Here is a 15,406-nt window from a genome sequence, read left to right on the forward strand (position 1 = left end):
CGCACGCACGCCCGCGAGCCGCGCCGACCGGGCCGACCGCGCCTCGCACCGGCCCTGATCAGGGCGTCGCGCGCGGCATCGCCGCCAGGGCGTCGAGCACGACCGCCTCGGGGACGTCGGAGACCAGCTCCACGCCGTTCGGCCCGTCGAGCACGAACGTCAGGCCACGCGTCGCCTTCTTGTCAAGACGCATCAGGGCGACCAGGGCCGCGGGGTCGGCGTCCGCGGGGAGCGCGGTGGGCAGCCGGTAGGCGCGGACCACCTCGAGGTGCTCGGCGACCCGCGCCTCCCCGACGCGCCCCAGCGCGCCCGCCAGCCGCCCGGCGAAGACCGTGCCCACCGCCACCGCCTCCCCGTGCCGCAGCGCGAAGTCGGTGGCGCGCTCCAGCGCGTGGCCCAGCGTGTGACCGTAGTTGAGTATGTGCCGCAGACCCGTGTCCCGCTCGTCCGCGCTGACCACGGACGCCTTGAGCGCCACGCTGGCCGCGATCTGCTCGTCGAGCGGCAGCCCGCGCAGGTCACCGGCGCCGATGAAGTGGCAGCGGGCGATCTCGCCGTAGCCGTTGGTCAACTCCCTCGGCGGCAGGGTGCGCAGGTAGTCCGTGTCGCACAGGACCGCCTTGGGCTGCCAGTAGGCGCCGACCAGGTTCTTGCCCTCCGGCAGGTTGACCGCCGTCTTGCCGCCGACGCTGGCGTCCACCTGGGCCAGCAGCGAGGTCGGCAGATGCACCACCGGCACCCCGCGGTGGTAGAGCGCGGCGGCGAGACCGACCGAGTCGGTCGTGGTGCCGCCGCCGATGGAGACCACCGCGTCGGTGCGGGTCAGCCCGAACCGGGCGAACGCGCGGCACATCTCCTGCACGCTCGCCAGCGTCTTGTCCTCCTCCCCGTCCCTGGCGCGCAGCACCAGCGAGGGAACGCCGGGGTCGGGCACCTCATCGGGCGGGCGGGCCGAGACGACCGCCACCCGGCGGGCGCCGAGCCCCGCGACGATCCCCGGCAGCTCGTGCCGCGCCCCCGCCCCGATGACGACGGGGTAGGAGAGGCCGCCGAGCGCCACCTCGATCCTGCGGTGTGCCGCTTCCGTCCGTGTCACGTCGTCCACGTCCTTTCCCGAACGCCGGTTGTCGCAGGTCAACGCAGGTTGTCGCCGTCCCCGCCCGGCGCGGGCCGCGCCGGGCGGCTGCCGTCACGCGGCCCGCTCCTCGGCGCGCCAGGCCGCGCGCAGGGCGCGCGCCGCGAGCGCCTCGGTGGCGCGGGGGATGCCGAGGCGGTTCCCGGCCAGCCTGGCGTGCTCGAACAGCAGGTAGTTGAGCGGAACGCCCCCGCCGTCTCCATGGCCTTCGGGCCCCGGGCGGCGGTCCGCGACGATGCCGCGGACGGTCTTCGTGTAGTGCTCCCAGGAGTCCCTCAGCCGCCCGTCGCCGGGGAAGCCCGCCTCGGGCCCCGGCAGCAGCCCGGCCTGCCGGTCGGCCCGCACCCCCAGGTCCACGCGGCGGGCCGGGGTCAGCTGCCCGGTGTCCCGCAGCCAGCAGGCGAACAGGAACGCGGCGCGCTCCGCCGTCGGCAGCAGCCCGGTGAGGAACCGCAGATGCGCCACCGCCGCGGGCAGCCGCCCGCCCGGTGGCAGCCCGCCCTCGCGCAGCGCGTCGAGCGCGAAGTCGCTGTGCGCCGTGGCGAGTTCGACCGCGGTCCGGCCGCCGCGCAGCGCCGGGGCCGCCGCCTCGCCGGGTGACCGCAGCCGCCTCCCGACGTCGACGAGCACGCGCGGGGTCGACAGGACCCACACCTGGAACTCGGGCTCCCCCTCGGGCCCGGCGCCGTCGCCGTCCCGAAGGAACAACCATTCAGCGCCGCTGTCAGCGGCGTTGACGAAGCGTAGGGAATCGAGCAGGGGGAACAATCCCCGGCCGGGCGTCCGGTAAAGCCACCACTGACGGAACACGCAATCTCCCGCGATTTCTGTGGACCCGATTCTGGGGACCAGGAAAGGACCCGGAAAATCTTCCCCGGCGAGGGTAGTGTCCTCGCCCGTTCCCTCTCCATCGGCCACGACCCGAAAACGGCCGGAGATCCAATACAGGGATGCCCTAGGGGGGTGGATAGGGGATCGCCCGGTCCGCCCCGGTGCGACGCTGTGATGGCGTGCCGCGTTCTCCTACCGCGCTCTCGTAGATTCCTTTCCGCTGGACAGAGGGATGTGTCGTGCCATGCTGCGTACCGAGCTGATCCGGCCGCTGCCCGAACTCCTCGAGGCGAACGCCCTTCGCTTCGGGGACAAGACCGCGTTCCGCGACGACCGCAGGAGCGTGACGTACAGCCAGCTCGCGGCGCGCACCCGGCGGCTCGCCGGGCACCTGACCGGCCTCAGGCTCCAGCCGGGCGACCGCGCGGCGATCTACCTCGGCAACCGCGTGGAGACGGTGGAGAGCTATCTGGCGATCACCCGGGCCAGCGCGATCGGCGTGCCGCTCAACCCGCGCTCCACGGACGCCGAGCTGGCCTATCTGCTGGACGACAGCGGCGCCCGGGTGCTGATCACCGACCCGGCGCACGCCGCCCAGGTGCGGCGGGTGCTGACCGGCGCCCGCAGGCCGAAGGTCATCGTCACGGGCGAGCACGGCGTACCGGCCGACGCGCCCGTAGGGGCGCTGTCGTTCGCCACGCTGGCCGAGACCGAGCCCGGCGCGCCCGCCCGGGACGACCTGGGCCTGGACGACCTCGCGTGGATGCTCTACACCTCCGGCACCACCGGCAAGCCCAAGGGCGTGCTCTCCACCCAGCGGAACTGCCTGTGGTCGGTCGCCGCCTGCTACGTCCCGGTGCCGGGACTGTCCGCCGACGATCGCGTGATCTGGCCGCTGCCGCTCTTCCACAGCCTGGCCCACATCGTCTGCGTGCTGGGCGTCACCGCGGTGGGCGCCACCGCCAGGATCGTGGACGGCTTCGCCGCGGACGACATCCTCGAGGCCATCGACGAGGAGTCAGCGACGTTCCTCGCCGGGGTGCCGACCATGTACCACCACCTGGTCCAGGCGGCTCGCGAACGCGGCTTCCACGCCCCTGACCTGCGGATGTGCCTCGTCGGCGGCGCGATCACCACCGCGGCGCTGCGGCAGGCGTTCGAGGAGACCTTCGACGCCCCGCTGCTCGACGCCTACGGCAGCACCGAGACCTGCGGCTCGATCACCATCAACTGGCCCACGGGCGCCCGCGTCGAGGGGTCCTGCGGGCTGCCGGTGCCCGGGCTCGGGGTGCGGCTCGTGGACCCGGAGACCGGCAGGGACGTGCCCGCGGGACAGGAGGGCGAGGTCTGGGTCAGCGGCCCGAGCGTGATGGCCGGGGGCTACCACAACCAGCCCGAGGCCACCGCCGCGGCGCTCCGCGACGGCTGGTACCGCACCGGGGACCTGGCCCGCCGGGACGAGGCCGGGTACTTCACCGTCACAGGCCGCATCAAGGAAGTGATCATCCGCGGCGGCGAGAACATCCACCCCATCGAGGTGGAGGAGGTCCTGCGCGCGGTCCCCGGCGTGGCCGACGTCGCGGTGGCGGGCAAGCCGCACGACGTCCTGGGCGAGGTCCCGGTGGCCTTCCTGGTCCCCGGGCCCGAAGGGCTGTCCCCCGAGGCGCTGTTCGCCGCGTGCCAGGAGCGGCTCTCGTACTTCAAGGTGCCCGAGGAGCTGTACGAGATCGACCGCGTGCCGCGCACCTCGTCGGGCAAGGTCACCCGCCACGCCCTGGTCGGCCGCCCCGCCCGGCTGCTCGCGACCAGCAGCGGCCACTACGAGACGCTGTTCAGGACCGACTGGGTGCCGCTGCCGTCCGTCAGGAACGCCGATGCACTTGCCGCCGCCGCGACCGCCGCGGCCGACGCCGACGACGCCGCCGTGCCGCCGGAGACCGGTGGCCACTGGGCCGTCGCGGGACCCGACCCGTTCGGCGTGGGCGCGGCGCTGACGGCGGCGGGCCTGCGGGTCGAGACGTTCGCCGAGCCCGGCGCCGTGCGGGACGCCGTCGCCGGGGGCGCCACCGCCCCCGAGGTGACGGTGCTCGGCCAACCCCCCGCGGGGGATGAGCTGACCCGCGTGCTCACCTGGTGGGCGACCGACGAGCGGCTGGCCACCACCCGGCTGCTGGTCACCACCCGACGGGCCGTCACGACCGGGACCGAGCCACCGGCCGACGCCACCGACACTTACGCCGATTCAACGGCCGACGCACCGGCCGTCGCCGCGCAGGCGGCAGCCTGGGGCGCGGTCACCGCCGTTCAGGCCGCCCACCCCGGGCGGCTGCTCCTCGCCGACCTGGACCACGACCCCAGGTCGGCCGCCGCGCTTCCGGCCACCGCCACCTCGGGCGAGCCCAGCGTCGCCCTCAGGGCCGGGCTCGCGTTCCACCCCCGCCCCGCGCACGCCGCCCCCGCGCCGGAACGTGACAACGCCGCCGCGGTCCTCGACCCCCGCGGCACCGTGGTCATCACCGGCGCCGACGGCGCCGCGGGCGCCGCCGTGGCCCACCACCTGGTCGCCGCCCACCACGCCCGCCACCTGCTGCTCATCAGCCCGCGCGGCGACGAGGACCCGGCGACCGCCCGGCTCGCCGCCGAGCTGGCCCGCGCCGGGGCCGACCCCACACCGGCCGCCGCCGACGCGACCGACCGCGCGGCGTTGGCCGCCGCCCTCACCCTCGCCCCCCGCCCGCTCACCGCGGTCGTCCACACCCAGGGCGAGCCAGGCGAGCTGTCCGAACGCGAACTCGCCGCCCTGACCGACGGCGCCACACAACTGCACGCCCTGACCCGGAACGTTGAACTGGCCTCGTTCACCCTTCTCTCACCCTTTGCCGCGCCACCCGCCGCGCCGGGCCGCGCCGACCACGCCGCCGCGACGGCCGTCCTCGACACCCTGGCCCACCACCGGCGCGCCCTCGGCCTGCCCGCCCTCTCGCTGTCCTGGGACCCCGCACTGCCCGCGAGGGAACGACTCGCCGCGTTCGACGCCGCCCACACCACCGACCAGGCCGCGCTGGCCGCGACCGCCGCGCCCCGCGGCGCCGCCCCCGCGACCGCGCCCCGCCGGGCCGAGGGCGCCGCCGACGACGCGTCAGGGCGCGCCGCCGCGCTGCGCCGCGAGCTGGCGGAGCTGAACCCCGCGGCGCGGGAACGCGCGCTGCTCGACATCGTCCGCGCCGAGGCGGCCGCGCTCCGCGACCTGCCGAGCCCCGAAGCGCTCGACGCCGAACGCGCCTTCAAGGAGCTGGGCTTCACCTCACAGACCGCCGTCGAGCTGCGCAACCGCCTCGTCGCGGCCACCGGGCTGCGGATCTCCGCCGCCGCCGCGTTCGACCACCCCACCCCGGCCGCCCTCGCCCTGCACCTGCGCGACGAACTGTTCGGGTACCGGCCCGCCGAGGCGGAAGGGCCACCGGTCGTCGTGGCCGCGGACGAGCCGATCGCCATCATCGGCATGGCCTGCCGCCTGCCCGGCGGGGTCGCCTCGCCCGAGGACCTGTGGCGCCTGGTGGACCAGGGCGTCGACGGCGTCTCCGCGTTCCCCGACGACCGGGGTTGGGATCTGGAGGGTCTTTATGACGCGGATCCGGATCGGCCCGGGACTTCTTATGTGCGGCATGGTGGGTTCTTGGCCGGGGTGGCGGATTTCGACGCGGGGTTCTTCGGTATTTCGCCGCGTGAGGCGTTGGCGATGGATCCGCAGCAGCGGCTGTTGCTGGAGACGTCGTGGGAGGCGTTGGAGCGCGCGGGCATCGACCCGACCTCGCTGCGCGGCACCAGCACGGGCGTGTTCAGCGGCGTGATGTACCACGACTACGGCAGCAACGTCGGCCAGGCGCCCGAAGGCACCGAGGGCTATCGGGGCATCGGCACCGCGGGCAGCGTCGTCTCGGGCCGCGTCTCCTACACGTTCGGCCTCGAGGGCCCGGCGGTGACGGTGGACACCGCCTGCTCCTCGTCGCTGGTCGCCCTCCACCTCGCGGCGCAGGCGTTGCGGCAGGGCGAGTGCGCGATGGCGCTGGCGGGCGGCGTCGCGGTGATGGCCCAGCCGACGTCGTTCGTGGAGTTCTCGCGGCAGCGTGGGTTGGCGGTCGATGGGCGGTGCAAGGCGTTCGCGGCGGCGGCGGATGGTACGGGGTGGGCCGAGGGTGTGGGCGTGGTGCTGTTGGAGCGGCTTTCGGACGCGCGGCGGAACGGTCATCGGGTGCTGGCGGTGGTGCGGGGGTCGGCGGTCAATCAGGATGGCGCGTCGAACGGTCTGACGGCGCCGAACGGTCCTTCTCAGCAGCGGGTGATCCGGGCCGCGTTGGCGAACGCGGGTCTGGCGTCGGGTGATGTCGACGCGGTGGAGGCGCATGGCACGGGGACGACGTTGGGTGATCCGATCGAGGCGCAGGCCTTGCTCGCGACCTATGGCAGGGAGCGGCCTGCCGAACGGCCGCTCTATCTGGGGTCGTTGAAGTCGAACATCGGCCATGCCCAGGCGGCGGCTGGTGTGGCCGGGGTGATCAAGATGGTGCAGGCGTTGCGGCATGGTGTGCTGCCGAGGACGTTGCATGTGGATGAGCCGACTCCTGAGGTGGAGTGGTCGGCGGGGGCGGTGGAGTTGCTGACCGAGGCCCGGGAGTGGCCGGTGGCGGATCGGCCGCGTCGGGCGGGGGTGTCCTCGTTCGGCGTCAGCGGCACCAACGCGCACCTCATCCTCGAACAGGCCCCCGAGGAGCCCGAGGTGGACGCGGCCGTCGCGGGGCCGGTGCCCCTGCCCGTCTCCGCGAAGACGTCCGAGGCGTTGCGGGGTCAGGCGCGGCGGCTCGCCGAGCATGTGGCCGCGCACCCTGACGAGCCCTTGGCCGGTGTTGCCGCGGCATTGGTGCGAGGGCGGGCGGCGTTGGAGGAGCGGGCCGTCGTCGTGGCGGGGGATCGGGAGGAGGCTCTCGGTGGTCTGCGGGCCCTGGCCGATGGTCAGCCCGCGCCCCAGGTCATCGCCGGGACCGCTCATGCGCAGGGGAGGACTGTCTTTGTCTTTCCCGGTCAGGGGACGCAGTGGGCCGGTATGGGCGCCGAACTGTACGCTGCCTCGCCGGTTTTCGCGGAGGCCATCGATGAGGTGGCGGCTGTTCTTGATCCGCTGACGGGTTGGTCGCTGCTGGAGTTGATCCGGCAGGGTGACAACGCCCCCTCGTTCGATCGTGTCGATGTGATCCAGCCCGCCTCCTTTGCCCTGATGGTGTCGTTGGCGAGGTTGTGGGAGGCGCATGGGGTGGTTCCGGACGCTGTCGTCGGTCACTCCCAGGGGGAGATCGCGGCGGCGTATGTGGCCGGAGCGCTGACCCTCGACGATGCGGCGACCGTGGTGGCGTTGCGGAGCAAGGCGATCGCCGCCCACCTCGCCGGGCGTGGTGGCATGGCTTCTGTTCCGCTTCCTCCTGAGGAGGTCGGGGAGCTTCTCGGTGGCTATCCGGGGCTTGAGGTCGCGGCGTTCAACGGGCCGCACTCCACGGTGGTCGCCGGTGACCCGGGGTCTCTCGACGGGCTTCTCGCCCATTGCGAGAGCCAAGAGATCCGTGCGCGTCGGATCCCCGTGGACTATGCCTCGCACACGAGTCATGTGGAGGCGATCGAGGGGCATCTCGCCGAGCTTCTGGGGGACTTGGCTCCCGAGCCGCCTCGTGTCCCGTTCTATTCCACGCTGGAACGGGAGTGGCTGAGCGCGGACATGCTTCTTGACGGCGGGTACTGGTATCGGAATCTGCGGCATCCGGTGCATTTCGCGTCCGCGACCCGCACCCTTGTTGACGAGGGGCATTCGACGTTTGTCGAGGTCAGCACGCACCCGGTTCTGATCCACGGCATCCAGGACGCCGACCCGGAGGCCACGGTCACCGGGACGCTGCGTCGCGACGAGGGCGGTCGCCAGCGCTTCCTCGCCTCCCTGGCCACCCTTTATGTCCACGGTGCCTCCCTGGATTGGGGCCTCGGGCCTGTCCTGGCGCGCGTTGATCTGCCGACGTATCCCTTCGAGCATGAGCGTTACTGGTTGGAGCCGACGTCTTCGGCCGTGGGTGATGTGTCGTCCGCTGGGCTCGGGGTCGCGGATCATCCGCTGGTCGGGGCGGTGGTGGCGGTGGCGGGTGATGACGTGACGGTGTTGACCAGCAGGGTTTCGTTGCGGAGTCATCCGTGGCTGGCGGATCACGCGGTGCGTGGTGTGGTTCTTCTGCCCGGTACGGCTCTGGTGGAGCTGGCCGTGCGTGCGGGGGATGAGGTGGGGGCCGGGGCGCTGGACGAGTTGGTCATTCACGCGCCGTTGATCCTGCCCGAGCGTACGGCCGTTCAGCTTCAGGTGACGGTCAAGGCGCCTGAGGAGACGGGGCGTCGTCCGGTGGTCATCCACTCCAGGGCCGCCGACGCCGAGTCCCACGGCCCATGGACTCTGCATGCCAGCGGGTATCTCGTCGTTGAACCGGCTGCCTCGGTCGAGGGGTTCGCCTTCGCGCAGTGGCCGCCCGCCGGTGCGACTCCCGTTGATCTGGACAGCTTCTACTCCCGCCAGTTCGAGGCGGGGTACGAGTACGGCCCCACCTTCCAGGGCCTGCGCCGGGTGTGGTCGCGGGGCCGTGAGGTGTTCGCCGAGGTCGCTCTTCCGGAGGAAGTGGCCGACACCGCCCGGCACTTCGGCATCCACCCCGCCCTGCTGGACGCCGCGCTGCACGCCAGCACGTTCTGTGAGGGGCAGGGGCCGACCGAGGACGGGCGCACGCCGCTGCCGTTCGCCTGGAACGGCGTCGGCCTGCACGCCAGCGGCGCCACGGCGCTGCGGGTGCGGGCGGTGCCCGTGGGCGACGACGGGGTCTCGCTTCACCTGGCCGACCACGACGGCCAGCCCGTGGCGGCCATCGACGCACTGACGCTGCGGCCGATCGCGACGGATCAGCTGGCCAGGGGCGCCGGGCGCTCCTCGGCGGGGGAGTCGCTGTTCCGGGTGGAATGGGTCCCGCTCACCCCCGGGGAGCCCGCCGCCGAGATCCCCGAGCACGTTGATCTGCTCGATCTCACCGGTGCGAGTGGCGATGTGCGTGATCTGACGGGCCATGTGCTGCGGGCCGTTCAGGAATATCTGGCCGACGACGACCGCCCGGATGGCGCGCGCCTGGCCGTGCTCACCCGTGGCGTCGTGGCCACCGTTTCATCCGCCGAGGTCACCAGCCCTGCGGCCGCCGCCGTGTGGGGGCTGATCCGTTCCGCGCAGGCGGAGCACCCCGACCGGCTGGTCCTGCTCGACCTCGACGACCACCCCGCAAGCCGCGATGCCCTGGCCACCGCCCTCACCGCCGCCATCGCCGTCGACGAACCCCAACTCGCCCTTCGCCAGGGCGGCTTGACCAGCCCTCGGCTCGCTCGCAGCTCCGCGGACCCTGGGCTTGCGGTGCCGGAGGGAGCGGAGGCGTGGCGGCTCGACACCGCGGGCGGGTCGACGTTCGACGAGCTGGCCTTGGTGCCGAGCCCCGAGGCGTTGGCGCCGCTGGGGCCAGGACAGGTGCGGGTCGCGGTGCGGGCCGCCGGGCTGAACTTCCGCGATGTGCTCGTGTCGCTCGGCATGGTGCCAGGGCAGCGGGGCATCGGCGGCGAGGCGGCCGGGGTCGTGCTCGACGTCGGCGCGGAGGTGAAGGACCTGGCGCCCGGTGACCGGGTGATGGGGACGTTCGACATCGACTTCGGAGCCATCGGGACCGCGGCGGTCACCGACCGCCGCCTGCTTGCGCCCATCCCCCGGGGGTGGTCGTTCCACCAGGCGGCGTCCGTGCCGATCACGTTCCTCACCGCCTACTACGGCCTGCGGGACCTGGCGGGACTGCGGGCGGGGGAATCGGTACTGATCAACGCCGCCGCGGGTGGCGTGGGCATGGCGGCCGCACAGCTCGCCAGGCACTTCGGCGCCGAGGTCTACGGAACGGCCAGCCCCGGCAAGTGGGCGGCCCTGCGACCGCTCGGCCTGGACGACGAACACCTCGGCTCGTCGCGGACCACCGCGTTCCTGGAGCGGTTCCTGACGCACACGCGGGAACGCGGCGTGGATGTGGTGCTGAACTCGCTTGCGGGCGAGTTCACCGATGCCTCGCTCGCACTGCTGCCACGCGGCGGCAGGTTCCTGGAGATGGGCAAGACGGATATTCGCGATGCCGCCGAGGTGGCGGCCGCGTACCCGGGCGTCGCTTACCAGGCGTATGACCTGCGAGAGGCGGGCCCTGACCGGATCCAGCAGATCCTGGTGGAGCTGGTGAAGCTGTTTGAACGAGGGCTGCTCAACCCGCTTCCCGTGACCGCGTGGGACGTGCGGCGGGCCCAGGACGCGTTCCGCCACATGAGCCAGGCGCGACACGTGGGCAAGGTGGTGCTGACCGTGCCTCGGCCGCTGGATCCGGGCGGCACGGTGTTGATCAGCGGTACGGGCATGATCGGTGGTCTGGTGGCGCGGCATCTGGTCACCGAGCACGGCATCCGGCACTTGCTGTTGGCCAGTCGGCGTGGGCCGGATGCTCCTGGGGCTGCCGAGCTTCGGGAGGAGTTGTCGGCGCTGGGGGCGGATGTGGTCCTGGTCGCGTGTGACACGAGCGACCGTGACGCCACCGCGGCCCTGCTGGCGACCGTTCCTTCAACACGCCCGTTGACGGCGGTGGTTCATACGGCCGGTGCGTTGGATGACGCGGTCTTCACGGCGTTGACCCCCGGGCATCTGGACACGGTTCTGGCGCCGAAGGCCGATGCCGCCGAGCATCTGTATGAGCTGACCCGGGACGGTGACCTGGCCGCCTTTGTGCTCTTCTCCTCCGCTGCGGGCACTCTTGGCAATCCTGGGCAGGCGAACTACGCCGCGGCGAACACCTATCTCGACGCCCTCGCCCACCAGCACCGCGCCCAGGGCCACCCCACCACGAGCCTCGCCTGGGGCTACTGGACCCGGGCCAGCGACATGACCGCGCACCTGGGGGCCACCGACCTGCGGCGGAACGAGCGCGACGGCATGCTCGGGCTCTCCCCCGATGAGGGCATGGCGCTCTTCGACGCCGCGCTGCGCGGCCCGGACGCGGCGCTCGTGCCCGCGAAGCTGGACGTGACCCGGCTGCGGTCGCGGGCCGCCGCCGAGCCGGTGCCGCCGCTGTTGCGCGGGCTGGTACGGCAGGTCCGGCGGACCGCGCGAACGAGCGGCCCGGCCGAGGAGGGGCTGGCCCACCGCCTCGCGGGGCTGACCGAGGCCGACCAGGACCGCGCGCTGCTCGACCTGATCCGCACCCACGCCGCCACCGTCCTCGGCCACTCCACCATGGACGTGGTGGGACCGAACCGGGCGTTCAAGGAGGCCGGGTTCGACTCACTGACCGCGGTCGAGCTACGGAACCGGCTCACCGCCGCGACCGGGCTGCGCCTGTCGGCGACCGTCGTCTTCGACCACCCGACGCCGGTGGCGTTCGCCCGGCACCTCCGCGCCGAACTGCTGGGCGACCAGCCGGAACCGGCCGCCGCCGTGGCGGCCACCGGCGCGGTGGCCCCTTCGGCCGCGGACGAGCCGATCGCGATCATCGGCATGAGCTGCCGATTCCCCGGCGGGGTGACCGACCCGGAGGAGTTCTGGCAACTGCTTGCGGACGGCGTCGACGCCATCACCGACTTCCCGTCCGACCGGGGTTGGGATCTGGAGGGTCTTTATGACGCGGATCCGGATCGGCCCGGGACTTCTTATGTGCGGCATGGTGGGTTCTTGGCCGGGGTGGCGGATTTCGACGCGGGGTTCTTCGGTATTTCGCCGCGTGAGGCGTTGGCGATGGATCCGCAGCAGCGGTTGTTGCTGGAGACGTCGTGGGAGGCGTTGGAGCGCGCGGGCATCGACCCGACCTCGCTGCACGGCAGCAACGTCGGCGTGTACTCGAGCGTGATCAACCACGATCACACCGTCCGACTCCACCAGGCGCCGGGCGAGTTCGAGGGCTACCGGCTCACCGGCAGCTCCGGCAGCGTCGCGTCAGGGCGCATCGCCTACACCCTGGGCCTCGAGGGCCCGGCGGTGACGGTGGACACGGCCTGCTCGTCGGCGCTGGTGGCGATGCACCTGGCCGCGCAGGCGTTGCGGCAGGGCGAGTGCACCATGGCGCTCGCCGGGGCGGCATCGGTGATGGTGCTGCCCTCGGCGTTCGTGGAGTTCTCGAGGCAGCGTGGGTTGGCGGTCGATGGGCGGTGCAAGGCGTTCGCGGCGGCGGCGGATGGCACGGGGTGGGCCGAGGGTGTGGGCGTGGTGCTGTTGGAGCGGCTGTCGGACGCTCGGCGGAACGGTCATCGGGTGTTGGCGGTGGTGCGGGGGTCGGCGGTCAACCAGGATGGCGCGTCGAACGGTCTGACCGCGCCGAACGGCCCCTCCCAGCAGCGGGTGATCCGGGCCGCGTTGGCGAACGCGGGTCTGGCGTCGGGTGATGTCGACGCGGTGGAGGCGCATGGCACGGGGACGACGTTGGGTGATCCGATCGAGGCGCAGGCCTTGCTCGCGACCTATGGCAGGGACCGGCCTGCCGAACGTCCGCTCTATCTGGGGTCGTTGAAGTCGAACATCGGTCATACGCAGGCGGCGGCTGGTGTGGCCGGGGTGATCAAGATGGTGCAGGCGTTGCGGCATGGTGTGCTGCCGAGGACGTTGCATGTGGATGAGCCGACTCCTGAGGTGGAGTGGTCGGCGGGGGCGGTGGAGTTGCTGACCGAGGCCCGGGAGTGGCCGGTGGTGGATCGGCCGCGTCGGGCGGGGGTGTCCTCGTTCGGCGTCAGCGGCACCAACGCGCACCTCATCCTCGAACAGGCCCCCGAGGAGCCCGAGGTGGCGGCGGCCGTCGCGGGACCGGTGCCGCTGCCCGTCTCCGCAGGGACGTCCGAGGCGTTGCGGGGGCAGGCGCGGCGGCTCGCCGAGCATGTGGCCGCGCACCCGGACGAGTCGCTGGCGGATGTCGCCTCGACGTTGATCCATGGGCGGGCGGCGTTGGGGGAACGGGCCGTCGTCGTGGCCACCGACCGCGAGGACGCCTTGACCGGTCTCCAGGCGTTGGCCGATGGTCAGCCCGCGCCGCATCTCATCACCGGCACGGCGCGCGAACTGGCCAAGACCGTCTTTGTCTTCCCAGGCCAGGGGACGCAGTGGGCCGGTATGGGCGCCGAACTGTACGCTGCCTCGCCGGTTTTCGCGGAGGCCATCGATGAGGTGGCGGCTGTTCTTGATCCGCTGACGGGCTGGTCGCTGCTGGAGTTGATCCGGCAGGGTGACAACGCCCCCTCGTTCGATCGTGTCGATGTGATTCAGCCCGCCTCCTTCGCCTTGATGGTGTCGTTGGCGAGGTTGTGGGAGGCGCATGGGGTGGTTCCGGACGCTGTTGTCGGTCACTCGCAGGGGGAGATCGCGGCGGCGTATGTCGCGGGGGCTCTGACGCTCAACGATGCGGCCACTGTTGTGGCGTTGCGGAGCAGGGCCATCGCCGCCCACCTCGCGGGACACGGTGGTATGGCTTCTGTTCCGCTTCCTCCTGAGGAGGTCGGGGAGCTTCTCGGTGGCTATCCGGGGCTTGAGGTCGCGGCGTTCAACGGGCCGCAGTCCACGGTGGTCGCCGGTGACCCCGGGTCTCTCGACGGGCTTCTCGCCCATTGCGAGAGCCAGGACATTCGCGCGCGTCGGATCCCCGTGGACTATGCCTCGCACACGAGTCATGTGGAGGCGATCGAGGGGCATCTCGCCGAGCTTCTGGGGGACTTGGCTCCTGAGCCGCCTCGTGTCCCGTTCTATTCCACGCTGGAACGGGAGTGGCTGAGCTCGGACATGCTTCTTGATGGGGGGTACTGGTATCGGAATCTGCGGCATCCGGTGCATTTCGCGTCCGCGACCCGCACCCTTCTCGACGAGGGGCATTCGACGTTTGTCGAGGTCAGCACGCACCCGGTTCTGATCCACGGCATCCAGGACGCCGACCCGGAGGCCACGGTCACCGGGACGCTCCGCCGCGACGAGGGCGGGCAGCAGCGCTTCTTCGCCTCCCTGGCCGGGCTCCAGGTCCATGGCGCGTCTCTCGACTGGCGCGTTCCCCAGACCCCGACCCGAGCCGACCTGCCCACCTACCCCTTCGAGCATGAGCGTTACTGGTTGGAGCCGACGTCTTCGGCCGTGGGTGATGTGTCGTCCGCTGGGCTCGGGGTCGCGGATCATCCGCTGGTCGGGGCGGTGGTGGCGGTGGCGGGTGATGACGTGACGGTGTTGACCAGCAGGGTCTCGTTGCGGAGCCATCCGTGGCTGGCGGATCACGCGGTGCGTGGTGTGGTTCTTCTGCCCGGTACGGCTCTGGTGGAGCTTGCCGTGCGTGCGGGGGATGAGGTGGGGGCCGGGACGCTGGACGAGCTGGTCATTCACGCGCCGTTGATCCTGCCCGAACGTACGGCCGTTCACCTTCAGGTCACGGTCAAGGCGCCTGAGGAGACGGGGCGTCGTCCGCTGGTCATCCACTCCAGGGCCGCCGACGCCGAATCCCAGACCTCCTGGACTCTGCATGCCAGCGGGTATCTCGTCGTTGAACCGGCTGCCTCGGTCGAGGGGTTCGCCTTCGCGCAGTGGCCGCCCGCCGGTGCGACTCCCGTTGATCTGGACAGCTTCTACTCCCGCCAGTTCGAGGCGGGGTACGAGTACGGCCCCACCTTCCAAGGCCTGCGCCGGGCATGGACCCGCGATGGCGAGGTGTTCGCCGAGATCGCCCTCCCCGAGGACCAGGCGCACACCGCAGCCCACTTCGGCCTTCACCCCGCCCTGCTGGACGCCGCGCTGCACGCGAACAACTTCGCCGAGGGACACGGCGCGACCGAGGACGGTCAGGTGGCGCTGCCGTTCGCGTGGAGTGGGGTGACCCTGCATGCCTCGGGGGCCACGGCCCTCCGGGTGCGAACGGTTGCCACGGGGAGCGACGGCGTGTCGATCGAGCTGGCCGATCCATCCGGCCGCCCCGTGGCCACGGTTGGCTCCCTCGCGCTGCGGTCGATCGCGGCGGATCAGCTGACGAAGGGCACCGAGGGCTCCTCGGTGGGGGAGTCGTTGTTCCGGGTGGAATGGGTTCCGTTCACCGTGGGGGAGGTCGCCGCTGAGATTCCCGAGGATGTTGATCTGCTGGATCTCACCGGTACCACCGGCGACGTGCGTGGGCTGACGGGTCGTGTGCTGCGGGCTGTTCAGGAGTATCTGGCGGATGAGGACCGTTCGGTTGGTGCGCGTCTGGTGGTTCTCACGCGTGGTGCCGTGGCCACTGTTTCGTCTGCCGAGGTGACCAGTCCTGCGGCCGCCGCTGTGTGGGGGTTGATCCGTTCCGCGCAGGCGGAGCATCCCGA

At 72.2% G+C, this 15,406-nt stretch carries 3 protein-coding genes; 1 reads left to right on the plus strand and 2 read right to left on the minus strand.

Annotated features, from left to right (window positions below; genetic code table 11):
* Nucleotides 1-58: 58 nt before the first annotated feature.
* A complete protein-coding gene (locus D7318_RS19910; RefSeq protein ID WP_120698481.1) occupies nucleotides 59-1,105 on the minus strand; it encodes a 3-dehydroquinate synthase in 1,047 nt (348 codons plus the stop codon).
* 84 nt (nucleotides 1,106-1,189) lie between these two features.
* Nucleotides 1,190-1,843 carry a hypothetical protein gene (locus tag D7318_RS19915; RefSeq protein WP_120698482.1) on the minus strand — a complete coding sequence of 218 codons (654 nt, stop codon included), beginning with the start codon at nucleotides 1,841-1,843 and terminating at the stop codon, nucleotides 1,190-1,192.
* 367 nt (nucleotides 1,844-2,210) lie between these two features.
* On the opposite strand from D7318_RS19915, the gene D7318_RS34065 reads away from it, so the two are divergent.
* Nucleotides 2,211-15,406, plus strand: a 13,196-nt coding sequence (locus D7318_RS34065; protein WP_230423914.1) for a type I polyketide synthase, incomplete at its 3' end; no start/stop codon positions are given.

This window comes from Streptomyces radicis, assembly GCF_003626575.1.
Classification (GTDB): Bacteria; Actinomycetota; Actinomycetes; order Streptomycetales; family Streptomycetaceae; genus Streptomyces; species Streptomyces radicis.